The organism is Thalassospira indica (genome assembly GCF_003403095.1).
In the GTDB taxonomy this organism is placed as follows: Bacteria; Pseudomonadota; Alphaproteobacteria; order Rhodospirillales; family Thalassospiraceae; genus Thalassospira; species Thalassospira indica.
The window spans coordinates 2,129,124-2,152,141 of record NZ_CP031555.1 but is presented as its reverse complement, the minus strand read 5'-3'; the positions used below and the strand labels follow the sequence as shown (position 1 = coordinate 2,152,141).

18 protein-coding genes and 1 pseudogene are annotated in these 23,018 nt (G+C 54.8%); 9 read left to right on the top strand and 10 right to left on the bottom strand.

The window, feature by feature from the left end:
• Positions 1-479 precede the first annotated feature (479 nt).
• Positions 480-1,679: a GGDEF domain-containing protein gene (locus tag DY252_RS10140; protein ID WP_064790356.1), complete on the bottom strand. Its 1,200-nt coding sequence runs from the start codon at positions 1,677-1,679 to the stop codon at positions 480-482.
• A 159-nt stretch (positions 1,680-1,838) separates the two neighbouring features.
• Between DY252_RS10140 and DY252_RS10135 the strand changes: the two genes are divergently transcribed.
• Positions 1,839-2,870 (top strand): IS110 family RNA-guided transposase, encoded by a 1,032-nt coding sequence (locus DY252_RS10135; RefSeq protein WP_064790854.1) that lies wholly within the window; start codon positions 1,839-1,841, stop codon positions 2,868-2,870.
• 561 nt (positions 2,871-3,431) lie between these two features.
• Here the strand turns inward: DY252_RS10135 and dgcA are convergent.
• On the bottom strand, positions 3,432-4,412 hold the full coding sequence (dgcA, locus tag DY252_RS10130) for an N-acetyl-D-Glu racemase DgcA (RefSeq protein WP_008891407.1): 981 nt from the start codon (positions 4,410-4,412) through the stop codon (positions 3,432-3,434).
• A gap of 1 nt (position 4,413) precedes the next feature.
• Positions 4,414-5,418 (bottom strand): N-acetyltransferase DgcN, encoded by a 1,005-nt coding sequence (gene dgcN / locus DY252_RS10125; RefSeq protein WP_008891406.1) that lies wholly within the window; start codon positions 5,416-5,418, stop codon positions 4,414-4,416.
• Between the two features lie 272 nt (positions 5,419-5,690).
• Here dgcN and DY252_RS10120 point away from each other — a divergent pair, with 272 nt between their 5' ends.
• The 5 genes from DY252_RS10120 (at position 5,691) to DY252_RS10100 (ending at position 11,722) form a co-directional block, all read left to right on the top strand.
• Complete coding sequence (locus tag DY252_RS10120; protein WP_008891405.1) at positions 5,691-7,040, top strand: glutamine synthetase family protein; 1,350 nt, start codon at positions 5,691-5,693, stop codon at positions 7,038-7,040.
• Positions 7,041-7,262: 222 nt separating this feature from the next.
• A complete protein-coding gene (locus DY252_RS10115; RefSeq protein WP_008891404.1) occupies positions 7,263-8,369 on the top strand; it encodes a polyamine ABC transporter substrate-binding protein in 1,107 nt (368 codons plus the stop codon).
• Between the two features lie 412 nt (positions 8,370-8,781).
• Complete coding sequence (locus DY252_RS10110; RefSeq protein ID WP_008891403.1) at positions 8,782-9,948, top strand: ABC transporter ATP-binding protein; 1,167 nt, start codon at positions 8,782-8,784, stop codon at positions 9,946-9,948.
• Positions 9,945-10,886 (top strand): ABC transporter permease subunit, encoded by a 942-nt coding sequence (locus DY252_RS10105; RefSeq protein ID WP_064790193.1) that lies wholly within the window; start codon positions 9,945-9,947, stop codon positions 10,884-10,886. The genes DY252_RS10110 and DY252_RS10105 overlap by 4 nt, the downstream gene beginning before the upstream one ends.
• The gene (locus DY252_RS10100; protein WP_008891401.1) at positions 10,883-11,722 is read left to right on the top strand and encodes an ABC transporter permease subunit; all 840 of its coding nucleotides are present in this window, start codon (positions 10,883-10,885) and stop codon (positions 11,720-11,722) included. The genes DY252_RS10105 and DY252_RS10100 overlap by 4 nt, the downstream gene beginning before the upstream one ends.
• A gap of 104 nt (positions 11,723-11,826) precedes the next feature.
• On the opposite strand, the gene DY252_RS10095 is transcribed toward DY252_RS10100, so the two are convergent.
• Positions 11,827-12,537: a TetR/AcrR family transcriptional regulator gene (locus DY252_RS10095; protein WP_064790191.1), complete on the bottom strand. Its 711-nt coding sequence runs from the start codon at positions 12,535-12,537 to the stop codon at positions 11,827-11,829.
• A gap of 338 nt (positions 12,538-12,875) precedes the next feature.
• Positions 12,876-13,334, bottom strand: coding sequence for an Lrp/AsnC family transcriptional regulator (locus DY252_RS10090; protein ID WP_008891399.1), 459 nt, complete (start codon positions 13,332-13,334; stop codon positions 12,876-12,878).
• A gap of 213 nt (positions 13,335-13,547) precedes the next feature.
• On the opposite strand from DY252_RS10090, the gene ald reads away from it, so the two are divergent.
• Positions 13,548-14,663 (top strand): alanine dehydrogenase, encoded by a 1,116-nt coding sequence (gene ald / locus DY252_RS10085; protein WP_064790190.1) that lies wholly within the window; start codon positions 13,548-13,550, stop codon positions 14,661-14,663.
• A gap of 77 nt (positions 14,664-14,740) precedes the next feature.
• On the opposite strand, the pseudogene ilvD reads toward ald, so the two are convergent.
• Positions 14,741-16,593, bottom strand: a pseudogene (ilvD, locus tag DY252_RS10080) (dihydroxy-acid dehydratase).
• Positions 16,594-17,182: 589 nt separating this feature from the next.
• Here ilvD and DY252_RS10075 point away from each other — a divergent pair.
• Positions 17,183-19,255 carry a tetratricopeptide repeat protein gene (locus DY252_RS10075; RefSeq protein ID WP_064790188.1) on the top strand — a complete coding sequence of 691 codons (2,073 nt, stop codon included), beginning with the start codon at positions 17,183-17,185 and terminating at the stop codon, positions 19,253-19,255.
• Positions 19,256-19,278: 23 nt separating this feature from the next.
• On the opposite strand, the gene DY252_RS10070 is transcribed toward DY252_RS10075, so the two are convergent.
• Positions 19,279-19,914, bottom strand: a complete 636-nt coding sequence (locus DY252_RS10070; protein WP_064790186.1) for a D-glycero-alpha-D-manno-heptose-1,7-bisphosphate 7-phosphatase — start codon at positions 19,912-19,914, stop codon at positions 19,279-19,281.
• A 206-nt stretch (positions 19,915-20,120) separates the two neighbouring features.
• On the opposite strand from DY252_RS10070, the gene DY252_RS10065 reads away from it, so the two are divergent.
• Entirely contained in the window at positions 20,121-20,996 is an 876-nt protein-coding gene (locus DY252_RS10065) for an AEC family transporter (protein ID WP_064790184.1), read from the top strand.
• A 28-nt stretch (positions 20,997-21,024) separates the two neighbouring features.
• On the opposite strand, the gene DY252_RS10060 is transcribed toward DY252_RS10065, so the two are convergent.
• From DY252_RS10060 to thiD, 3 genes are all read right to left on the bottom strand, one after another.
• Positions 21,025-21,375, bottom strand: a complete 351-nt coding sequence (locus DY252_RS10060; protein ID WP_129542711.1) for a hypothetical protein — start codon at positions 21,373-21,375, stop codon at positions 21,025-21,027.
• 124 nt (positions 21,376-21,499) lie between these two features.
• Complete coding sequence (locus DY252_RS10055) at positions 21,500-22,186, bottom strand: FRG domain-containing protein (RefSeq protein ID WP_064790180.1); 687 nt, start codon at positions 22,184-22,186, stop codon at positions 21,500-21,502.
• Between the two features lie 4 nt (positions 22,187-22,190).
• Complete coding sequence (gene thiD, locus DY252_RS10050) at positions 22,191-22,988, bottom strand: bifunctional hydroxymethylpyrimidine kinase/phosphomethylpyrimidine kinase (protein ID WP_064790179.1); 798 nt, start codon at positions 22,986-22,988, stop codon at positions 22,191-22,193.
• Positions 22,989-23,018: the final 30 nt, after the last annotated feature.

Sequence of the window (23,018 nt, the reverse complement as noted above, 5' to 3'; positions counted from 1 at the left end):
GGGGAGGATGCAATAGCTTTTTGACTATTTTTTTGTCAGAAATATTACTGCTTCTTTTTTGTGCATTATTTTACAGCATTACCCGATAAACGCCCGCGAAATTGACATCTCCCGACTATTTTTTGATCACCGAAGAAAATCGAATGTTCGCAAAGGATCAAAGAATCGGTGCGAATCCGAAAAGGACTGAGCTGGTTTGTATGCCGTTTTTCAGGCCGATTCCAAATTTTGATCGCTGCACGGAAGCATCAACCGCCCCCCCCTGCCCGACAGCATCCGAGATAGAGCAGACATGCGCCGCATCGTTTGCGACGCCTTGCTGCGCCCTGCAAGAAGTCACAGGACGACAGATGGCAGGCACAGATATGCGCTTGGCCTGGATGACAGGCGCCATGCGTTGATGGACCCTAGTAGGATATCTATGGAAGATAGCGCGCTGGAGCAGCCTGCATTGCAGGGAATCCGCGCGAACACGCGGCTCAGTTGATGCTTTGATCAGCAGAGGGGGCATTGGCGGTCGGCGGGGATGCCAGCGCACTGACGGTGTTACGCCGCCCGGAATAGCCCTGCGCAACCAGATCATCGCGATCCCGGCGCTTTTTGGCGTCATACATGCGTTGATCGGCAAGCTCGATCAGGTTTTGCGGCAGGGCAATGGCATCCTCGATGCGTTCGGAAAGACCAACACTGGCCTTTTGCACCTGTCCGTTTTCAAGCTTTGCCAGCCCCGGCGCCATGACGCGTTCAAGCACCTCGGCTGCGCGCGCCCGACCGAGTTCGGGCAGCAGAACAAGGAATTCCTCCCCGCCCCAACGCACCACAAGATCAGAGCGGCGGAAACGGTGGATCAGGTTATTGCCGACTTCACCGAGAATACGGTCACCGTAATCATGACCGTAACGGTCATTGATCTGCTTGAAATCATCAAGGTCAATGAACGCAACGGTATAAGGCACCTTTTTACGAAGCGCACCTTCGAAGCTGACGCGGATCATTTCCATGCCAAAGGCACGGGTATAACAGTTGGTCAGGGGATCAATGGCAATTTCGTGGGCGGCTGTGACGGTACGATAAAGTTGCACCAGTGCCGAGCACAGTGCGAGCGGCAATAGGAAAGCCAGCAGCATTTCAAACGGCACAAAGCCGGTTTCAAGTCCGCTTTGCGCGCCGATGACAAGCAACACGGCAAATGGCACTGAAAGAACAGCCGCCTCGACCAGGGTGACGGGCATGATGGCAATCATCATCACCAGACCGATCAGAAGGAAGCTGTGCGAACTGTGCATATAGTCGGTCGCAAGCGGGTCATTGGCAGCAAAGACACACAGCAAACTTGCCGCGACAATCAGCATCAGCATCGGCAGGTACGGACAACGTCGGCGCAACCGCGCACTGACCGCGCGATTGGTGAGAACCACAAGCGCAACCCCGGCCACCAGAAGGCGCAAGATAAAGGTCTGCGACGACCACATTTCAGAGGCAAAGGCCCCGTCCCAGAACGGAACGGCAAGCATCAGGACAAGAACGAAAAGGGCTGCGAAACGGGCGGTAAGCTGGATCGATTCCTTGCGGCGCAGATGCAGGAGTTCTGCATGCCGTGGCGTGTAAAGAAAATCCCGATAGCAGCATCGAAACGTCTTTTTTGACGGACTGCTATTTTCCTGAGGGCCTGAATCCACGCGAATCTGCTCCAACCAGATTTAACCGGGTCGATCAGACCCCTTATATAGATAGCTCATCGTTCCTTTATTTGATGGTGTGGACGGCCCCCACAAATCGGCATCGATGTGCCATAGTGCATTGATCAGTTGGGCAAACACTACAGGAGCCATCCACAGATGAAAGTTAGCACGCTCGGCCTGGATTTGGCCAAAAATGTCTTCCAGGTTCATGGTGTCGACGACGAAGGGAACGTGACAGTTCGTCGCCAATTGCGTCGTCAGCAAATGTTTTCATTCTTCTCGGAACTCCCTCCGTGTCTGATCGGCCTTGAAGCCTGTGGCACTTCTCATTACTGGGCTCGGGAGCTTGCAGCGCGCGGGCACGATGTCCGGATCATCCCGCCATCTTATGTGAAGCCGTATGTTCGTCGTGGTAAAAACGATGCAGCTGATGCGGAAGCGATCTGTGAGGCTGTCGGCAGACCGAACATGCGCTTCGTTCCGGTCAAATCGGAAGACCAGCAGGCCGCCCTGATGCAGCACAAGGCCCGGGAGCTTCTGATCCGCCAGCAAAACATGCTGGTCAATGCACTGCGTTCCCACATGGCCGAAATGGGGATGGTTGCCGCCCAGGGACGGGAACGACTGGACCGGATTGTTGATGTCATCATGGAAGAAGAAGATGAAAGCCTGCCGGCATTGGCGCGGGCATCTCTTCGGCCACTGGTGGCCATGCTCCAGGCAAATGAAGCTGCTATCGACGATATAGATCGGGCAATCAAGGCGGCCCACAAGGAAAATGAGGTTAGCCAGCGATTGGCGTCCATACCCGGTGTCGGTGTTCTGACAGCGAGTGCGATCGCCGCCACGGTACCGGATCCTTCGTTCTTCAAATCCGGCCGCGAGTTTGCTGCCTGGCTCGGTCTGGTACCGCGACAAAATTCCAGCGGCGGCAAGGAACGTCTGGGGCGGATATCAAAACAGGGCAACCGGTATCTGCGAAAGCTGCTTGTCATAGGGGCTACCAGCATGCTGAGCGTCGTTCGCCGAAAATCGTCACGGCAGGCAGATTGGGCGAAACGGCTGTTGGAGCGTAAGCCGACAAGGCTTGTGACGATCGCCATGGCCAACAAAGCCGCGCGCATCGCCTGGGCATTGATGACCAAAAAGGAAACATATCGGACAACAGCAATTGCAACTGCGGCATAGAACACACCGTTTTTAGATCCCACGGAATTACAACAGGTTAGCAAGGTGAACAGATACTGATGTGAACCGGTCACTACCGGGATTTCGGACACTCCAGCTTATTCCAGGCGGCCAAGTGACCGCGTTTATTTGATCGGAACCGAGATTCGCGGACTTCATCAGGGCCAGGCGAATCGCCGCCATAAACAGGCCGGATACATGGATGCACCCGACCAGGTCGCACAACAGGTCTAATTTTCCTTGCTTTCAGAGGGCCGTCCATACATGGACCAAGACACAACTATACATTAGGGTGGCGTCATGCAAGATCAGGTTCGGGATAGAGCTTTTACACGGTCAATTCATACCGCAAGATATTGATTCGTAAATGGAAAGTTAACTCAAACACCACCACATCTGGCTGTAAAAAAAATTTCCCTTGGCTTTTCTACCTTGGGTCGAAAATTCGGGTGCCGGTTTTTTTTACATTGGAAATAAAAACGGCGCACCGGTTTGCCGATGCGCCGTCTTATATCGCCCGGATTACAGGGCGATTATGCCGTTGTATAGCGTTTAGCCTTATCAACCCCAGAGTTCGCGATCCGGCAGCCCCATCACACCGTTTTTAAACGTCAGAGCATGATCGCGATCCTTGGCCATCCAGATCGGGCCATCCAGATCGACAATGCGCGACATCGCACCGGTGATCATGGCGGGTGCCATGGCAAGCGACGTTCCGACCATGCAGCCGGTCATCAGTTGCATGCCGGCCTTTGACGCGGCCTCGGCCAGCTCAAGCGCGCCGGTGAGACCACCGGTCTTGTCGAGCTTGATGTTGATCATGTCATAGAGATTGGCCAGACGCGGAATGTCGGCCATCGTATGAACAGACTCGTCGGCACACAGAAGAACCGGGCAATCGATATCGATCAGACCATCATCCTGCCCGGCAGGCAGCGGCTGTTCGATCATCTCGACACCCAGACCATCAAGTTCTGCTCCGATATCTTCGAGCAGATCAAGTGACCAGGCTTCGTTGGCATCAACAATGATGCGGGCCTTGGGCGAACCTTCACGCACAGCGCGGACCGACTCAAGGACGTTTTCGCCATTGAGCTTGACCTTAAGCAACGGGGCATGGGCGATCTTGCGGGCAGCTTCGCGCATATTGTCCGGGGTATCAATCGACAGCGTTTCGGCCGTGATCAATCCTTCGGGCGCCTTGTGGCCGATCAATTCCCACACGCGACGTCCCATACGCTTGGCTTCCAGATCCCAATAGGCGCAGTCGACTGCGTTACGCGCAGCACCGGCCTTCATGGCGTCCTGGAGTTCCTTGCGGGTCATGCCACGGTCAAGGGCGTCAGCCTGTGCTTCGATGTCGGCAATGACACCTTCGACCGTTTCATTATACCGGGCATAGGGAACGCATTCCCCCTGCCCGGTATGGGTGCCGTCGCTGAGCGTCACCTTGACCACATGTGCCTCGGTCCGGGCCCCGCGCGAGATCTTGAAGACCTGTGCGAGGGGGAAGACTTCGGAAATCACAGTGAGTTTTGGCAACTTAGATCTCCTGCAGCTTGTCGACCAGCGACGCAACGCCGGTACGGACCGGGTCAACAGCCGGAAGACCGAATTCGGCTTCGATGTCAGCCAGAAGTTTCTTGGCTGCTGCGTCATCAAGCGCCTTGGTGTTGATGGCAAAACCGACAACCTTGCAATCCGGGTTGGTCAGTTTGGCGTGCAACAGGTTGACGTCGAGGCAGGTTTTCAGATCCGGGAGCTTATACCCCGGAAGACCACGCATGTGGGCACGGGTCGGCTCGTGGCAGACGACAAGGGCGTCCGGCTGGGAGCCGTGGATCAGGCCCATGGAAACACCGGCGAACGATGCGTGGAACAGGCTGCCCTGCCCTTCCATGACGTCCCAGTGATCCGGGTCATTGGCCGGCGCAATGGTTTCAACAGCGCCCGAGATAAAGTCGGAAATCACCGCATCAACCGAGATGCCTTCACCGGCGATGAAGATACCGGTCTGGCCAGTTGCACGGAAGTCGGACTTGATACCGCGTTTTTTGAATTCGGCGTCGATTGCAAGGGCGGTGTACATCTTACCGACCGAACAGTCGGTACCAACAGCCAGAACGCGCTTGCCGGAACGTTTTTCACCGTTGCCGACCGGCACCTTGCCGTCGAAGTGACGCACGTCAAACAGGCTAACACCCTTGGCCTTGGCCGCATCCACCAGTTCGGGAATCGACGAAAGACGGGTGTGCAGACCGTTGGCGATGTCCATGCCAGCGTCGATTGCCGCCAGCAGGGTTTCCATCCATGCCGGACCAATGATCCCGCCACGGTTGGCAACGCCCAGCACCAGGGTTTTAACGCCTGCTGCCTTTGCTTCGGCGATCGACATTTCCGGCAGACCAAGGTCCGCCTGACAGCCCGGCAGACTCATCTGACCGACGCACCATTCCGGGCGCCACTGCTTGATGCCGATTGCGGTTTTTGCAGCCAGTTCGTCCGGCGCGTCACCAAGAAACATAAGATACGGATGTGCGATTTTCATAATACCTCCTTGACCAGCATCCAAACGCTGCTCTTAAATATTGTGGCGCGACTATAGCGCAATCTGGTAGGATCGTTCCAGAGATATGAAACGATATCTTCGACGATCCAACCGAAAATTCGTCTATAATTCTAATAAACACGACAATAACGAAATTAAATACAATAGTCTTCGAAGACAAACATCCTTTCTTGTGAATTTGTTCGGGAATGGCCCGAAAAACGCAAGAAAATGCAATTTTGAAGGACTGGCGTGAAAGCGCCCGACTACACATGAGCACCGATCTCAAGACGTGGCTATCCGAGCGAAAAATCGAAGAAGTCGAATGCATTGTTCCGGACATGTCCGGCGTTGCGCGGGGCAAGGTTCTTCCGACACAGAAGTTTCTTAAGGGGCTGGAGGCCAAAAGCCTTGCCATCCCCGAAGCAATTTTCTGCCTGACGGTAACCGGCGGCTACCCGGAGGAAACCGATGCCTTCCTTGACCCGGCCGAAAAGGACGTGGCGATGGTTCCCGACCCGGAAACCGTGCGCGTTGTGCCGTGGTACGAGGAGCCGACGGCCCAGATCATCTGCGACTGTTTCCATTTTTCCGGCGAAGAAGTTTCGACGTCCCCGCGCGGCGTACTTAAACGTGTTCTCAAGGCGTTTGAAGAACGCGGCATGCGGCCGATCATCGCGCCAGAACTTGAATTTTATCTGGTGGCAAAGAACACCGATCCGGACAACCCACTGGAGCCGCCGATTGGCCGTTCCGGCCGTCCGGAACGCGCATCAAACGCGTTTGGTATTGATGCCATCAACGAGTTCGATCCGCTGATTGAAGACCTGTATGACTATTGCGAGGCCATGAATATCGACGCCGATACCATGAGCCACGAGTCGGGTCCGGCCCAGCTTGAAATGAACTTTAACCATGGTGATCCGCTTGAACTGGCCGATCAGGCCTTTTTGTTCAAACGTACGCTGCGTGAAACGGCACTCAAACACGGCGTCTATGGCACGTTCATGGCCAAGCCGATGGGCAATTTGCCGGGAAGCTCGATGCATATTCACCAGAGTCTTCTGGATATCAACACCGGCAAGAACCTGTTTGCCGATGATGACGGGGAAAACTCGAAACTGTTCCTGAACTATATCGGTGGCCTGCAGCGTTACCTGCCGGCGGCCATGCCGCTTCTGGCGCCAAACATGAACAGTTATCGCCGTTTGCAGCCCTGGTCGGATGCCCCGATCAACATGCACTGGTCACTTGATAACCGCACGGTCGGCCTGCGCCAGCCGAATGGCCCGCCCGCGGCACGCCGTATTGAAAACCGTCTACCGGGGGCAGATGCCAACCCGTATCTGGCGGTTGCGGCGTCGCTTGCCTGTGGCCTGCTTGGCATTATCGAGGAAGTCGATGCGACAGCCCCGATCGAAGGTTCGGGCTATGACCGTGCGCATTCCCTGCCGCGTCACATCCACGAAGCACTTGCGAAATTCCATCGTTGCAAGCCGCTTAAGGAACTGCTGGGTGAAGAGTTCGCTGCCGCCGTTATTGCGGTCAAGGAAGCGGAATGGGATGCCTATCAGACCGTAATCAGCGCGTGGGAGCGTGAGCACCTGTTGCTGAACGTTTAAAAGACGCCTGTCGAATTTTGCGCCGGGACTTGCTGCCCGGCGCAAGATTGTTGCATGTTAAATGCACAATTTTTTACATGATGCGAAATATGCACATTTTTCCATCTTGTATTTGACAATATCCTGAAGCATTCGAAGGATATTACGATAAGCCCCGGGTTCTGGGGGACCAAAACAGAACCGGTAAACTTTCAAACGCTGCCACATGGGAGGCTCAGCGAAATGAAATCTCTTCTTAAAACATCAAGCCTGGTTGTGCTTGCGGCTGCCGTATCTGGCTTTGCCACTGGTGCATCGGCACAGGAAGTTCTCAACGTTTATAACTGGTCGGATTATATCGGCGAGGAAACCGTTGCGAATTTCGAAAAGGAATACGGCGTCAAGGTCAACTATGACGTTTATGACAGCAACCAGTTGGTTGAAGCCAAGCTGCTGGCCGGTAATTCCGGCTATGACATCGTGGTGCCGACCCTTGCCGATGCCGAACGCCTGATCAAAGCCAAGCTGTTCCAGCCGATCGACAAATCCAAACTGTCGAACTATGGCAACCTGGATCCGGTGATCCTTGAACAGCAGGCAAAATACGACCCGGACAACACCTTTGCCGTGCCGTATTTCTGGGGCACCAACGGCTTTGGCTATAACGTTGCCAAAGTTCAGGAAGTTCTGGGTGACGATGCCCCGCTTGATAGCTGGGCGATGATCTTTGATCCGAAATATGCCGAAAAGCTGTCGTCATGCGGCCTGTCGCTTCTGGATGATCCGGGCGAGATCGTACCGCTGGTGAACTTCTATCTTGGCAATGTGCCGGAAGGCGAACCGACCACGGAATCGATCGAAAGCGCCTTTGAGCAGCTTGAGAAAATCCGTCCGCATGTGACCTATTTCCATAGCTCCCAGTACATCAACGACCTTGCAAACGGTAACGTTTGTATTTCTGTTGGCTGGTCGGGCGATGTCGGCATGGCCGCCCTTCGTGCAGAAGAAGCCGGCAACGGCAACGAGATCAAGTATGTCATTCCGAAGGAAGGCACCCTGATCTGGTTTGACGCGATGATGATCCCGGAAGATGCACCGAACCCGGATCTGGCGCACAAGTTCATCGACTATGTGCTGCGTGCCGATGTCGAAGCTGAAATCGCGAACTATGTTGCCTATGCAACCCCGAACCTTGCCGCGATGGAACTGGTTGACCCGTCCCTTCTGGAAGATCCGGGCATCTATCCGCCGCAGGAAGTAAAAGAGCGTCTGCGTTCGAAAGTCGAGCCGGGTTCACGCCTGCTGCGTACCCGTACCCGTCTGTGGACGAAGCTTAAAACCGGTCAGTAAGTGATCGAAAGCGATCCTGACGGATTGCGATCCCTGATCCTTGCGAAGGGCGCGATTTTGGTCGCGCCCTTTTGCTTTTCAGTCGTGCGCAACGATGCGGCCAGGCAGCCGGTGACTCGTGATCACGGCGCTTTATTGGTTGCAGTCAGCCTGTTTCCGACAACCAGACCCTTTCGCAGAAATGCACATTTTCTGAACACCACATGCCGATTCCCTGCCAATTTAGGCATCAAACGGTGATTGTTGTTCAAAATATCGCACACCCCTCTTTACAGATTGCAGAATTGCTTCATCCTGTTATCAGGAAGAACCGACCAATGGGCAGTGCTGCAACATCAAACGATTGCGCACCAGGTCATCAGGGACTGACGTCTGATTGAAGCGGTTCATCTTGACATTGAAACAGGGGAGAATGCTGGTGTCAGAGGCGGTTTTGGAGCGCGTGCACGAGGATGTGCACAAGACGCAACCTTGGAACAATCCGGACGCGGTTCCCTATATCCGCTTTGAGAATGTGACCAAGAAATTCGGCGACTTCTATGCCGTCGATGATGTTTCCCTGGATATCTATCGCCACGAGCTTTTCGCCCTTCTGGGTGGGTCAGGTTGCGGGAAGACCACGCTGTTGCGCATGCTGGCAGGGTTCGAAGAACCCACATCAGGCAAGATTTACATCGATGGTGTCGATATGGCCGGGGTCCCGGCCTATGAACGCCCGACCAACATGATGTTCCAGTCCTATGCCCTGTTCCCGCATATGAGTGTGGAACAGAATGTCGCGTTCGGGCTGGTGCAGGATGGCGTTTCGCGCAGCGAGATCAAGGAACTGGTCGCCGAAATGCTGGGCCTTGTGCAGATGAGCAAATTTGCCAAGCGCAAACCCCATCAGCTTTCGGGTGGTCAGCGCCAGCGCGTTGCATTGGCGCGGTCGCTGATCAAACGGCCAAAGGTGCTGTTGCTCGACGAACCGCTGGGCGCGCTTGACAAGAAACTGCGCGAACAGACCCAGTTCGAGCTGGTCAACATTCAGGAAAAGGTCGGCACCACCTTTGTCATGGTGACCCACGACCAGGAAGAAGCCATGACCATGGCATCGCGCATTGCCGTGATGAATGAAGGGGTGATCAACCAGACCGGCACCCCGTTCGAACTTTATGAATATCCCAACAGCCGCTATACCGCGAACTTCCTTGGCCAGGTCAACCTGATCGAAGGTGTTCTGGTTGATGACGATGAAAAATATGCCGTCATCAAATCGGATGAGGCCGGTTGCGAGATTTATATCGATCACGCTGTTCAGGGCCATGAAGGCATGACCTTCTGGGTGGCGTTACGTCCCGAGCGGCTTCGCATCACCAAGGAAGCGCCCAAAGAAACCAAATACAATTGCGTGTCGGGCAAGGTCGAAGAGATCGGTTATCTTGGTGGTATTTCGACCTATCACGTGCGCCTTGAAAGCGGCAAACGCATCAAGGTGACCGAGCCGAACTCCACCCGCCAGATCGAGCCGCGCTATACGTGGGAAGACACAGTCTGGGTATCGTGGGAGGCCGGGGCTGCTTCGGTACTGAACAAATGAGCAGTGACAAGCAAGAGGGCCGCTTGACCCTCAAACAACGTTTTGATCGCTGGATGATCAAACATGGGCGGGTACTGGTGGTTGGTATCCCGTATTTCTGGCTGTTTTTGTTCTTCCTTGTGCCGTTCCTGATCGTTCTCAAGATCAGCTTTTCCGTCGCCGAATACGCACAGCCGCCCTATACGCCGCTGTTTGAATGGATCGATGAAGGCATCACGATCACACTCAATTTCGGGAACTACCTGTTCCTTCTATCTGACAGCCTTTATGTCACGGCCTACCTCAACTCGATCCGGATTGCGGCGATATCGACCGTCATCACGCTTCTGATCGGTTATCCGATGGCCTATGGGATTGCGCGCGCCCAAGGATCGATGCGCAGTGTGTTGCTGATGCTTGTGATCCTGCCGTTCTGGACCAGCTTCCTGATCCGTGTATATGCCTGGATCGGGATCCTTGACCGCGAAGGCTTGATCAACGCGTTCCTTATGTGGACGGGCATCATTTCCGAACCGCTGATCATGCGGCAGACGGAATTCGCGGTCTATGTCGGGATTGTCTATACCTACCTGCCCTTCATGATCCTGCCGCTGTATTCGACACTTGAAAAAATGGATATCAGCCTGGTGGAAGCTGCCCTTGATCTGGGCTGCAAGCCTTGGCAGGCTTTTGCCAAGATTACCCTGCCGCTTTCCATGCCGGGCATTTTGGCGGGCTCACTTCTGGTGTTTATTCCGGCTGTGGGTGAATTCGTTATTCCGGAACTTCTAGGCGGTCCGAACACGCTGATGATCGGTCGAACCCTTTGGAACGAGTTCTTTGCCAACCGTGACTGGCCGATTGCCTCAAGCGTTGCGATTGCGATGCTGCTGTTCCTTGTCGTGCCGATCATGTGGTTCCAGCATATCCAGACCAAGCAGGAGGAGCGCCAGCAATGAGCAGCAAACGTTCAACCTTCCTGATTTCGGCATTGGTGTTTGGCTTTGCCTTTCTGTATGTGCCGATCCTGCTTGTCATGATCTATTCCTTTAACGAAGGGAAGCTTGTGACCGTCTGGGCCGGCTTTTCGACCAAATGGTATGTGTCGCTGTTTTCCAATGACGGCATGATTGATGCCGCCTGGAACAGCCTGCGTATCGGGGTGATGTCAGCGACCCTTGCCCTGGCACTTGGCACGCCGGCGGGGCTTGTGATGTCACGCTTTGGCCGGTTCAAGGGACGCACGCTTTTTTCAGGCATGATCGCCGCCCCGCTGGTGATGCCAGAGGTTATTACCGGTCTGTCGCTTTTGCTGTTGTTTGTAACGCTTGAGCAAATGATTGGCTGGCCGGCCGGGCGTGGTCTTTCGACGATCACGATTGCGCATACGACCTTCTGTGCGGCCTATGTCGCGGTTGTGGTGCAATCGCGCCTGTCGGGGATGGATACCTCGGTCGAGGAAGCGGCAATGGATCTGGGCGCCAAGCCTGCCAAGATCTTCTTTGTCATTACGCTTCCGATGATCCTGCCTGCGTTGCTCGCCGGGTGGCTGCTGTCCTTTACCCTGTCGCTGGATGATCTGGTGATTGCAAGCTTTGTTGCCGGTCCGGGTTCGACCACACTTCCGATGAAGGTGTTTTCATCCGTGCGTCTGGGGGTCTCGCCGGAAATCAATGCACTGGCAACCCTGATTATTCTGGCGGTATCGGTGATGATCGTGATTGCCAGCCTGATGATCCTGCGGTCCGAGCGGATGCGCAGCCGTGCCTCTGCCGGGGCGGACGCGCAACACTAAGGCGCTACTTGGGGCACCTGCTTCCTTTACGCAGACAACACAAAAAAACAGCGCCGGAAATTCATCCGGCGCTGTTTTGTATTTTGGCTTGTCGTGGCCTCGGCTTAGCAGTTGCCTTCGGCCGCCTTGCGCATCATTTCACGGCACTTCATGCCGGGTGCTGAAACCTGCCAGTAAGAGACAACGGCCTCTTTGGCGGCTTCTTCGAAATCAATGATCAGGTTATTGAGCGCGTTCTGTTCCATCAGCTTGATGACGCGGTCCGGCAGCTGCGACATCTGCCATAACCCCAGAACCAGCGCATAGGAAGAGCGCATCAGCTTGCTGGCGGCATCCGGCGTGATTTCATAAAGCTCGGCCAGTGCATCGGCGGTACGTTTGACCATGGATGCCACGAAACGGCGCTGGTTGATGACCATTTCATCGTCGGAGCCAGATTCCAGAACACCTTGCGACAGTGATGCGAGATGCAGGAACTTGTCGTTCTTGACCAGATATTGCACGAACTGGCGGGCCACACGGGTTGAATCCCGTTCTTCGGGCCGGCGCAGCGCTTCCTGATCAATCACATCAAGATTGTTTTCAAACCACTCTTTCTGGAAGTGACGCAACACTTCAAGAAACAATGCTTCCTTGCTTGAAAAATAAAGGTAAAGCGTGCCTTTGGCCAAGTTCGCCTTGCGTGCGACTTCTGCGGCCGACGGCAGGGTTCCATCACCTACGAGATAGAGCTTGCGGGCAGCTTCGAGAATATCAGCACGGCGTTTTAGTTTCTGCTCATGGCTACGAGCGCGAACAAGATTGTCTTGTTCCATTTGATTAATTTCCCCCAACGTATTTTCCCCGGGCATATTATTGCATTTTAATTCACCTAAAAGTCAAACTGCAGGATTGGAATAACTGGACAAAATTCATGAAGCATTGAAAACGCATACATTTTTCTGACCAAATAGAGACCAATTTAGATGAATTCCGGTCACATACAATCAATCACCATAACGCATTCTGAACAAAACCACAAATATCGTACAGTTTTTTGTTCGAGTCGCATTCCGCCCCACCAGCTGCAATGATGACCAGGCGCCACTGGCCCGGCATCACTTCATGACATTCCATATCGTGAAATAACCGGGATCCGGCGGCAGATCACAGCTCAGACCGGCAGTTCGGTGGTGCGTTTGACTTCTCGGAGCGTGATGACAGTCTGAACACGTTCGACACCGGGAAGCTGGGTCAGGACTTCACTATGGATGCGTTCATAGTCGGCGGTGTCGCTATAGACGACATGGACAAGATAGTCGCTTTGCCCGGCCAGCAAATAACATTCGACAACTTCAGGCACCTTTTGAATTTCGAGTTCAAAGGTTTCAAGTGCCTCGCGGGTTTGGCGGGTAATCGCGATATTGACAAAGGCATTGCCCGGCTTGCCGATCCGCGCGGGATTAAGAAGCATGGTGTAGTGATCAATGAAGCCTGCCTCTTCAAGAAGCCGTACACGGCGCAGGCAGGCAGAGGCCGACAGGTTCACCTTTTCAGCAAGTTCGGCATTGCTGATGCGACCGTCTTTCTGCAGCAAACGCAGAATCATCCGATCTCGTTCGTCCATCTCCATTCGCATAATCCTCTGACGTCATGGTGTTTCTGTTGAATTATATAGCAATGATACCACCAACATCCCCTTGAAATGAAGATTAATTGCCCAATTTTTAGGGTATCATTCAAGAATAATAACAAAAGAGGCGGCATCGTATTCCAACCGCCCGGGAAACTCCGGAAACGCCGGGGAGTTCCCCCGATTGCCACGATTTTGTCGGGAGGAAACGACATGCTGATTGGTGTTCCAAAGGAAATCAAAAACCACGAATATCGTGTCGGACTGACGCCAAGTTCGGTCCGCGAACTGGTCGCACATGGCCACAAGGTGCAGGTCGAAACCATGGCCGGTGCTGGCATCGGCTTTACTGATAATGATTATGTCGCTGCCGGTGCGACGATTGCGGCCAGCGCATCCGATATCTTTGCCAGTGCCGAGATGATCATCAAGGTCAAGGAACCGCAGAAGGTCGAGTATGAGCAACTCCGCGAAGGCCAGTTGCTGTTTACCTATCTGCATCTCGCACCGGACCCCGATCAGACCGCCGGTCTGGTCAAATCCGGTGTCACCGCAATTGCCTATGAAACCGTCACCGACCGCGCAGGTGGCTTGCCATTGCTGGCACCGATGTCGGAAGTTGCCGGTCGCATGGCCCCGCAGGTCGGGGCGGCCGCCCTTCAGAAAGCCAATGGCGGACGGGGCATGTTACTTGGCGGTGTGCCGGGTGTGGCGCCGGCCAAGGTCGTTGTCATTGGTGGCGGTGTCGTTGGTACCAATGCCGCGCGCATTGCAGCGGGCATGGGCGCGGATGTGATCATCCTTGATAAGAACGTCAAACGCCTGACCTATCTTGATGATCTGTATGGCCCGCGCATCAAAACCCAATACGCCACCATTGATGATACCGAGGCGCTTGTGCTTGAGGCTGACATGGTCGTGGGTGCAGTGCTTGTCCCGGGTGCGGCGGCACCAAAACTGATCAAGAAAGAACAGCTGTCACGCATGAAGCCGGGTTCGGTGATTGTTGATGTGGCGATTGATCAGGGCGGATGTTTTGAAACATCCAAGGCAACCACCCATGCCGACCCAACCTATATCGTCGATGATGTCGTGCATTATTGCGTGGCAAACATGCCCGGTGCGGTCGCCCGGACATCGACCTTTGCGCTCAATAACGCCACCCTGCCCTTTGCCCTGGCCCTGGCCGACAAGGGATGGAAGAGAGCCTGTCAGGACGATCCGCATCTGGCGGCCGGGCTTAACGTCCATGCGGGCAAGATCACTTATAAGGCCGTGGCAGATGCGCTTGGCTATGAGTACCTGCCAATCGAAAGTGCATTGGCCTGAGCCACCAAAATCCGATAATGAAAAAAGGGCGCCAAACGGCGCCCTTTTTGTTTGGTTATCTTGCGACTCTCCGCAGATCAGAATTCAACCTGCGTGACGTCACGGACCGCACCCTGATCGGCACTGGTGGCCATGGCGGCATAGGCACGAAGGGCGGTTGAGACCTTGCGTTTGCGCGGCTTGGCCGGACGCCATGCTTCGGGGCCCTTGGCTTCCATCGCCTGACGGCGGGCGGCCAGAACCGCATCATCGACCGCAATGCGGATCGAACGGTTCGGGATGTCGATTTCGATCATGTCACCCGGTTCGACCAGCGCGATGTCACCACCAGCGGCTGCTTCGGGGATACGTGACCGATCGACAGGCCCGACGTCCCACCAGAGAAACGACCATCGGTAACCAACGCACAGGCTTTACCCAGCCCCATCGATTTCAGATAGCTGGTCGGATACAGCATTTCCTGCATACCCGGACCACCTTTGGGGCCTTCGTAGCGGATGACGACAACGTCGCCTTCCTTGACCTCACCACCGAGAACCTTGGCAACAGCTTCGTCCTGGCTTTCGCAGATCACGGCCGGCCCAGTGAATTTCAGGATGCTTTCGTCGACACCACCGGTTTTGACCACGCAGCCATTGGCAGCCAGGTTGCCAAACAGAACAGCCAGACCACCATCCTGACTATAGGCATGGGCGACATCACGAATGCAGCCTTCTTTCTCATCAAGATCAAGGTCGTCCCAATAACGTTCCTGACTGAACGCGGTTTGGGTCGGAATCCCGCCCGGCATGGCGCGGAAGAATTTGTGCACGGCCTCGTTGGTGGTGCGTTTGATGTCCCACTTTTCAAGGGCGTCGGCCATGGTCTTGGAATGCACCGTGGAGACATCAGTATGCAGCAGACCTGCGCGATCAAGTTCGCCAAGAATACGCATGATGCCACCGGCACGATGAACGTCTTCCATATGGAACATGGGATGGTTCGGCGCGACCTTGGACAGATACGGGATCTTGCGCGACAGGCGATCCATATCGGTCATGGTGAAATCGACTTCGGCTTCCTTGGCGATCGCCAGCAAATGCAGAACCGTGTTGGTCGACCCACCCATGGCGATATCAAGCGCCATGGCGTTTTCAAATGCCTTGAAGGTTGCGATACCGCGCGGGGTCGCGCCCTCGTCTTCTTCTTCGTAGTAACGGCGCGCCAGCTTGACCGAAGTCCGGGCCGCCTCAAGGAAAAGCTCCTGACGCGCGGCGTGCGTTGCCAGCACCGAACCGTTACCCGGAAGTGCGAGACCAAGCGCCTCGGCCAGGCAGTTCATCGAGTTGGCGGTAAACATGCCAGAGCACGAGCCGCAGGTAGGGCATGCCGAGCGCTCAACAACTTTGACCTGTTCGTCGGAGATGTTCGGATCGGCGGCCTGCACCATGGCATCGACCAGATCAAGGTGGTGTTCCTTGCCTTCGATGGTGACCTTGCCGGCCTCCATCGGGCCACCGGATACGAATACGCACGGGACGTTAAGGCGCATCGCCGCCATCAACATGCCCGGGGTAATTTTATCGCAGTTGGAAATGCAGACCATCGCATCGGCGCAATGGGCATTGACCATGTATTCGACGGAATCAGCAATGATTTCGCGCGACGGCAGGCTATAGAGCATGCCGTCATGGCCCATCGCGATGCCATCATCAACGGCAATGGTGTTGAATTCCTTGGCGACACCGCCGGATGCCTCGATCTCGCGCGCGACCATCTGACCAAGGTCTTTGAGGTGCACGTGACCGGGCACGAACTGGGTGAAGCTGTTGACGACCGCAATGATCGGCTTGTCGAAGTCTTCGTCTTTCATGCCAGTGGCGCGCCAAAGGCCGCGCGCACCAGCCATGTTGCGGCCATGTGTTGTTGTACGGGACCGATATTCCGGCATGGAAGGAACCTCTCTTTAAATCACTGGTGGCGTTTCTTTCGGGTACGGGGTCAGCATCCCCGATGCCCTTTGTATATAGGTGCGTTCTAGCACAGTATTCGCGCGCTTTGACAGTTTTTTGCCCGAAAATTTCGCCAAAATCCGTCATTTGGTACGATTGCTACACGCGCATCACTTTGCCCGCGAACTGCGAACGCGTTTTTGGCAGCGCTTTCTATCCTCAGAGTTTGCCTGAAAACGCCCATCCACCAGTGTCAGCGTGCAATTTTGTGAGCCAGTTCACAGGTTTTGCGACGATTGACCATGCGACCTATCCCAAATACCCGGAAAACTATTCCATTGAATAGGCGACCTCTAACCAAACAACACATATCGTATGGGGGATTATCGCCGCCAGGCGATTCTCCCACTCCCATTCTGACCCCGGACCCTCATACAGGTTCGGGGTTCTTTTTTACCTGCATTTCAGGCGGTAATCCGCGATCTGGTAACTGCATGCTTTAAAGGACGGGCTGAACCCTTTAATGTCAGGCAAGACTGCTTGGGCCGAGGCCCTTATCCAGACCATCAGGTGGAGATCCGCAACCCCATGTCCGACCAACTCAAGACACTGTTGCGTCGCGGACTGACTGCGCATGAGGGCAATCGCCCCGAAGAAGCCGAGAAAATCTATCGCGCGGCATTGGCCATGTCACCGGGCAATGCGGAGGCGGAGCACCTTCTTGCCACCCTTCTGACTGGCCTTGGCCGCCATGGCGAGGCGCTTGAACTTTTTGAAAACTGCCTGACAAGTTTTGCCGCCAACCCGGCGGTCCGGTGTAACTATGCGATTGCGCTGGAAAGTTCGGGTCAGATTGACAAGGCGATTGATCAGTTCAAGCAGGCATTGAGTTACCACGGGGATTTCCCCACCGCCCTTTATCATCTGGCACGGCTTGAAATTCCGCGCGGCCATTTGGGTCAGGCGATGGATCTTTTGGGCCGGTTGCTTGGCCTGAAGCCAAATCATTATGAGGGATTGCTGCTGTTCGGGCAGACCTTGCATGATCTGGGACAGGAAGAAGCCGCCCTTAAATCGCTTGAACATGCCGCCGAGGCCGCGGGCATTTCCCCGGAACTGATTTGCCGGGTGGGGTCGGCCTTCCTGCGTCTTGGTTATCCGGAACTGGCACAGAACCTTTATCAGCGAGCACTAAGCATCGATGCCAAATACGTTCCGGGCCTTCGCGGGCTGGGGCAGTCACTGGCGCATCAAGGGCAATATGCCAAGGCGATCGCGATTTTAAAGACCGCGCGCCGCCTGACCAAGGACACCGTTGAGATTGATCTGGTTCTGGCCGATATCACGCTGCGCTGTGGCGACCTTGATAGCACAATCAAGACACTTGATATCCTGATAGAGACATCACTGGACAACGCCACGGCCGATGCGCTTCTGATCCGGACGCGTGCGAAGCTTGGCACAACCGATGGGGCCACCCATAGCAAGGCCGCCAAGGCATGGGCCAAGCATCATATGCCGATTGCCGCCAAACCGGCCTTTGCCAACACCCGACAATCCGACAAGCGGCTTCGTATTGGATGGCTCTCGCCGTTCTTTTGCAAGCATGCATCATCCAGCCTTTTGAGTGCACTTGCCCGCCACCTGAACCGGCATGAGATCGAGCTGTTCCTGTATTCCGCGACCCCGCGGCCTGATGACGTCACACGGCAATGGCAGGTGATGGCCGATGGCTGGCGCGAAGTGTGCGGGCAGGATCCGATGCAGATTGCCGATCGCATTCGCAAGGACAAGGTCGATATCCTGATTGATGTCTGTGGCGTTCATCCAACCCAACCGATTGAGGTGTTTGCCCTTAAGGCCGCCCCGGTGCAAGCCAGCCTGTCTGCGATCACCACCGGCATGGCCGAGATGGATTACCTTATCGGGCACAAGGAAGTGTTTGGCGGCGGACTTGCCGAAAACAAGATGTTTGCCGAGCGTCCCTATCCGCTAGCACTTGGCCCATACCTTCCGGCGGAACTTGACGATGCCTTGCCATTGGCACCCCTTCCGGCAGCCGTCGGCGAAGAGATCATTCGGTTTGGCTGCATTGATCGGTTGGCCAATATCAGCAATGAAACACTGAACTGCTTTGCGCGGATATTAAACAAGGTCAGCAACAGCCGCATCGTCATTCAGGATGACGTGCTTGAAGATTCCTATGCCGCCAAAACGTTCCTTGATCGTACCCGGCAGGCCGGGATCAAGCGCGACCGGCTTGATCTGGCGGGCAAGGTAAAGCCCCAGGATCGACCAGCCCTTTATGCCCAGATTGATATCGGGCTGGCGCCATTTCCGGCCATCAGCCTTGAAAACTATTACGAGATGCTTTGGTTTGGCATTCCGTTCGTGTCGCTGGCCGATGATCGGCCGGGATCACGGCTTGGCCTTGCGGTTCTAAGCGATATCGGGCTTGGCGCGCTATGTGCCGAAACCGAAAAGGGCTATGTCGACAAGTGCATCATGCTGGCATCCGACCTTAAGGCGCTGGCCAGCATTCGCGAAAACATGCGCGATCGCATCCGGGGCAGCCGTGCCTTCCACGCGCCTGCTGTCGCAGCCGAGTTCGAAGAAGCCTGTCGGGAGATGTGGCAGAACTTTTGTCTTGGCAATGGTTAGCCACGGCCTGCCTGAAACGCGCCCTATTGCCGCTTGGTCAGGATGTGATCAACCGCCATAGCCAGATCATCGGCAATAAAATCTGCCTCCCGGGCCTCGGGCAGGATGGCTTCCTTTGCGCCGTGGCCGGTTCTGACGATGATGGCCTTTGTGCCCGCCGCGTGCCCGGCACGGATATCATTGATGCGATCACCGATCAGGACGCTTTCAGAGAGGTTGATGGCAAACTCGTCACTTGCAGCCAGAAGCATGCCGGGTTCTGGTTTGCGACACGTACTTTCGCGGCGATAATCGCCCTGCCCGCTTGGATGATAGGGCGAATAATAGATGCCCTGCACCGATGCCTTGTGATCGGCAAGCATGGCAACCAATGCCTTGTGGATTTCAAAAAGCTGGTCTTCGGTGAGATAGCCCCGCGCGACACCAGACTGGTTGGTGACGACAATCACCGGGATGCCTGCATCATTGAGGCGTTTGATCGCCTCTGCCGTGCCGTTGATCAGTTTAAGATCGGCAACATCTGACAGGTAGTGGACTTCCTCGTTAATCACCCCGTCCCGATCCAGAAAGACAGCCGGAACCGGGTTGCGTTGATCGCGAAAGCGCGGCGCCGGATCAATCAGGTGACGCTTCACAGTTTCGTTCGAAGAACCGGTCATCAAGGGGCCTTTTGCATGGTCGGGTTTCGCCCACAATGGCGCAAAGGCATTTGCAAAAGCAAGACTTCACAAGCCTCAAACCTTTTTCCGGGGTGCGGAAAAGAAATTGGTATTACCATTATTCACTTGCAGAGCAACTGAAAGACGTGACAATTTCGCTTCAAGTCACGCGCCACGATAAAAAGATCTTCAAGGAATAACGTTCTATGTTTGCCGATATTTTTGCGATTTTGGCCCCGGTTTTCATCACCACCGGACTGGGATATTTCTGGGCCCGTGCTGGCAAACATTTTGACACCAACCTTGTCACATCCATCGTCACCTATTTCGCGACACCCTGTCTGACCTTTGCCGCCCTTGCGACGGTGGAGCTAGGCGGTGATACGCTGGTTCTGATGGGGACAGCCGCCCTTGCAGCCAATGTGATCTTTGCCCTGATCGGCTGGCCGGTGCTTAAGGTCTTTAACCTGTCGCCGCGCACTTATCTGCAATCGCTGACCTGGCCAAATGTCGGCAACGTTGGCTTGCCGCTGTGTATGCTGGCCTATGGGCAGGAAGGCTTGGCGCTTTCGGTGGCGTTCTTTGCCGCCTATGTCGTGATCCAGTTGACCATCGGTGTTGCGTTCGTATCGGGCAGCTTTTCGATCAAGTCGCTTGCCAAGATGCCGATCATTCCGGCAACCCTGATTGCCACGGGGTTCCTTGCCACTGAAACGCCGGTGCCCGAATGGCTTTACAACACCACCAACCTGATCGGGCAACTGACCATTCCGTTGATGCTGTTTACCCTTGGTGTATCACTCGCCAAACTACGCCCGGTCAGCCTTGCACGCAGCACGGCATTGAGTGTGCTGCGCCTTGGTATGGGTTTCGGGGTTGGTTTGGGTCTGTCGGAAGTCATGGGACTGACCGGCATGGAACGCGGCGTTGTGATATTGCAATGTTCGATGCCGGTGGCTGTGTTCTGCTACCTGTTTGCGCAGCTTTATAACCGCGAGCCGGAAGAAGTCGCCGGTGTGGTGATCAGTTCAAGCTTCCTGGCTGCCATCGCCCTGCCCGCATTGCTTTGGTACGTGCTTTAGCCTTCGAACAAACAGGACAACTGATTACTTACTTGACGATCAGGCGGTATTCGCCGCCCGTGCCATCATCCTTGTCGGCATAAAATCCGATGGCGCATTCAAAGCGACCCTTTTCAAGGTTTGGGTCGCCCTGCGCGGCCGCCTGTTCCATTACGTGATCGCGGCAGGCTGCAAGATCGTCATAGGTGGCCTCGGATATCTTGACCCGGGTAGGTTGGTCGACATCGGGGACATAGACCGCAGTGACATGTTCCCAGGGTGCGGCATCACCCGGCCAGAAAAGGTCGGCAACATGACGGTGCGGGTTGCCGAAACTGACGACGGCCAGAACGGCGATCCCGCCAGCCAGAATCGCACGGCGCAGCATTCTTGTATTCATTTAGCACCTAGCGCTCAAAACCGTAACCAACCATTTAATCGGTATAAAACCCGATACTCACTGTCGCCTTCATCGATAAACTCTTGCTCAGTATTCGTTCAACAGACACGCCAAATATCAAGCGTTAAGTAATCTCTCGCTCCAAATCATCACCGCGCTCGCACACCCAAGTTAGCTGTCGAGCTAAACCATCCAAATCTGGAAACACCTTTGCATAATTGACCCCAAGAAAAGACAGTTCATCCATAAACTGAGTTTTGAGCTTAGAGTCTATTTGATACTTGATCGTTTCCGATTTTGTGCTGTCGAGCAAGTCCCAGCATCGCTGACCATGCACTGTGAACATCCCTGATTGCGAGGCCACTCGAGGGCTAACGCTCGATGGCCTTAACAGGCAGACTTCTGAGATTTCAAACGGATTCTTTTCTATTGCTTTCGGACTGAGAATTTTCTGTGGACGATGCATCCAAATAGCAGCGTCTTTAGTCGGATGATCCTTACAAGCAAAAAAGCCGGCGACGAGAGGGTTTTGGGTCCAGTCAAGAAGCCTAGTTGGCAATCCATGATGCTGGGCAAGCATAAGCCACTCCCAGTCGTTCGCAGGTAAAAGAGGTACGAATTCGCGAGCTCGCCTCTTCCAAGCATCGAACAGTTCTCGTTCGGAGCGGCTACCGAATGCTGTCCTAGCCAGCTTAGGCTTCAGTGACCATTCTAAGTCTGCTTGACCACGGAATAGTGACCAAGTCCAAGTGGAATGAGACCTTACCTCCTCGAGAAAGTGGGTAAAATCCTTGATCTCTATTGTCTTCATTTTACTAACCGGTCACAGGATGCGCATGGTTTAGCGGACCGTTTCCTTTGCCAAAGTCCGGTGCGGTTCGGATGGCTTCACGGACATATGCCCGCGCACGGGCAACGGAATCACTTAATCCCATGCCCTGAGCCAGCCCGGTTGCAATGGCACTTGCAAGCGAGCAGCCCGTACCATGATTATTCTCAGACGGAATGCGCGTATCTTCGAAACCTTCGATATCGCGATCCCGGCGCCACAAGATATCGACGATTTTGTCCCCGTCGGCGTGACCACCTTTGATCAGGACAGCCTCGCAACCGAGATCACCAATTTTGTGCGCTGCAGCAATCATATCAGCTTCGCTGGTGATTTTCATACCTGATAATACTTCGGCCTCTGGAATATTTGGTGTCAGCACGGTCGCAAGCGGCACCATATGGGTGATAAGGGCCTCTACCGCGTCTTCCTGAAGCAGGCGTGAACCGCTTTGCGACACCATCACCGGGTCTACAACGACCGGAATACCAGCAGCCTTTGATTTGATGAATTCCGCCACGGCGGTAATGACCGGCACCGAATGCAGCATCCCGGTTTTAAGCGCATCCGCGCCAATATCATCAATCGTCACGGTGGCCTGATGGACGATCATGTCGGGATCGATGCCAAGAACATCGAAGACTCCGGTGGTATTTTGCACCGTGAGGGCCGTTATCGCAGTTGCAGCATAGCCGCCAAGGGCCGTCACCGATTTGATATCGGCCTGAATTCCGGCCCCACCGGAACAATCCGACCCGGCAATAATCAAGACACGACCCTTCATACGACCCTTCCTTATCCTGCAGATATCAGG

Excerpts from the sequence above, each read along its gene's own strand:
- DY252_RS10075 (WP_064790188.1), top strand. The coding sequence starts at position 17,183 with ATGTCCGACCAACTCAAGACACTGTTGCGTCGCGGACTGACTGCGCAT.
- DY252_RS10100 (WP_008891401.1), top strand. The coding sequence starts at position 10,883 with ATGAGCAGCAAACGTTCAACCTTCCTGATTTCGGCATTGGTGTTTGGC.
- ald (WP_064790190.1), top strand. The coding sequence starts at position 13,548 with ATGCTGATTGGTGTTCCAAAGGAAATCAAAAACCACGAATATCGTGTC.
- DY252_RS10055 (WP_064790180.1), bottom strand. The coding sequence starts at position 22,186 with ATGAAGACAATAGAGATCAAGGATTTTACCCACTTTCTCGAGGAGGTA.
- DY252_RS10065 (WP_064790184.1), top strand. The coding sequence starts at position 20,121 with ATGTTTGCCGATATTTTTGCGATTTTGGCCCCGGTTTTCATCACCACC.
- DY252_RS10115 (WP_008891404.1), top strand. The coding sequence starts at position 7,263 with ATGAAATCTCTTCTTAAAACATCAAGCCTGGTTGTGCTTGCGGCTGCC.
- DY252_RS10060 (WP_129542711.1), bottom strand. The coding sequence starts at position 21,375 with ATGAATACAAGAATGCTGCGCCGTGCGATTCTGGCTGGCGGGATCGCC.
- DY252_RS10070 (WP_064790186.1), bottom strand. The coding sequence starts at position 19,914 with ATGACCGGTTCTTCGAACGAAACTGTGAAGCGTCACCTGATTGATCCG.
- DY252_RS10110 (WP_008891403.1), top strand. The coding sequence starts at position 8,782 with ATGCTGGTGTCAGAGGCGGTTTTGGAGCGCGTGCACGAGGATGTGCAC.
- DY252_RS10090 (WP_008891399.1), bottom strand. The coding sequence starts at position 13,334 with ATGGAGATGGACGAACGAGATCGGATGATTCTGCGTTTGCTGCAGAAA.
- DY252_RS10135 (WP_064790854.1), top strand. The coding sequence starts at position 1,839 with ATGAAAGTTAGCACGCTCGGCCTGGATTTGGCCAAAAATGTCTTCCAG.
- DY252_RS10095 (WP_064790191.1), bottom strand. The coding sequence starts at position 12,537 with ATGGAACAAGACAATCTTGTTCGCGCTCGTAGCCATGAGCAGAAACTA.
- dgcN (WP_008891406.1), bottom strand. The coding sequence starts at position 5,418 with ATGAAAATCGCACATCCGTATCTTATGTTTCTTGGTGACGCGCCGGAC.
- DY252_RS10105 (WP_064790193.1), top strand. The coding sequence starts at position 9,945 with ATGAGCAGTGACAAGCAAGAGGGCCGCTTGACCCTCAAACAACGTTTT.
- thiD (WP_064790179.1), bottom strand. The coding sequence starts at position 22,988 with ATGAAGGGTCGTGTCTTGATTATTGCCGGGTCGGATTGTTCCGGTGGG.
- DY252_RS10120 (WP_008891405.1), top strand. The coding sequence starts at position 5,691 with ATGAGCACCGATCTCAAGACGTGGCTATCCGAGCGAAAAATCGAAGAA.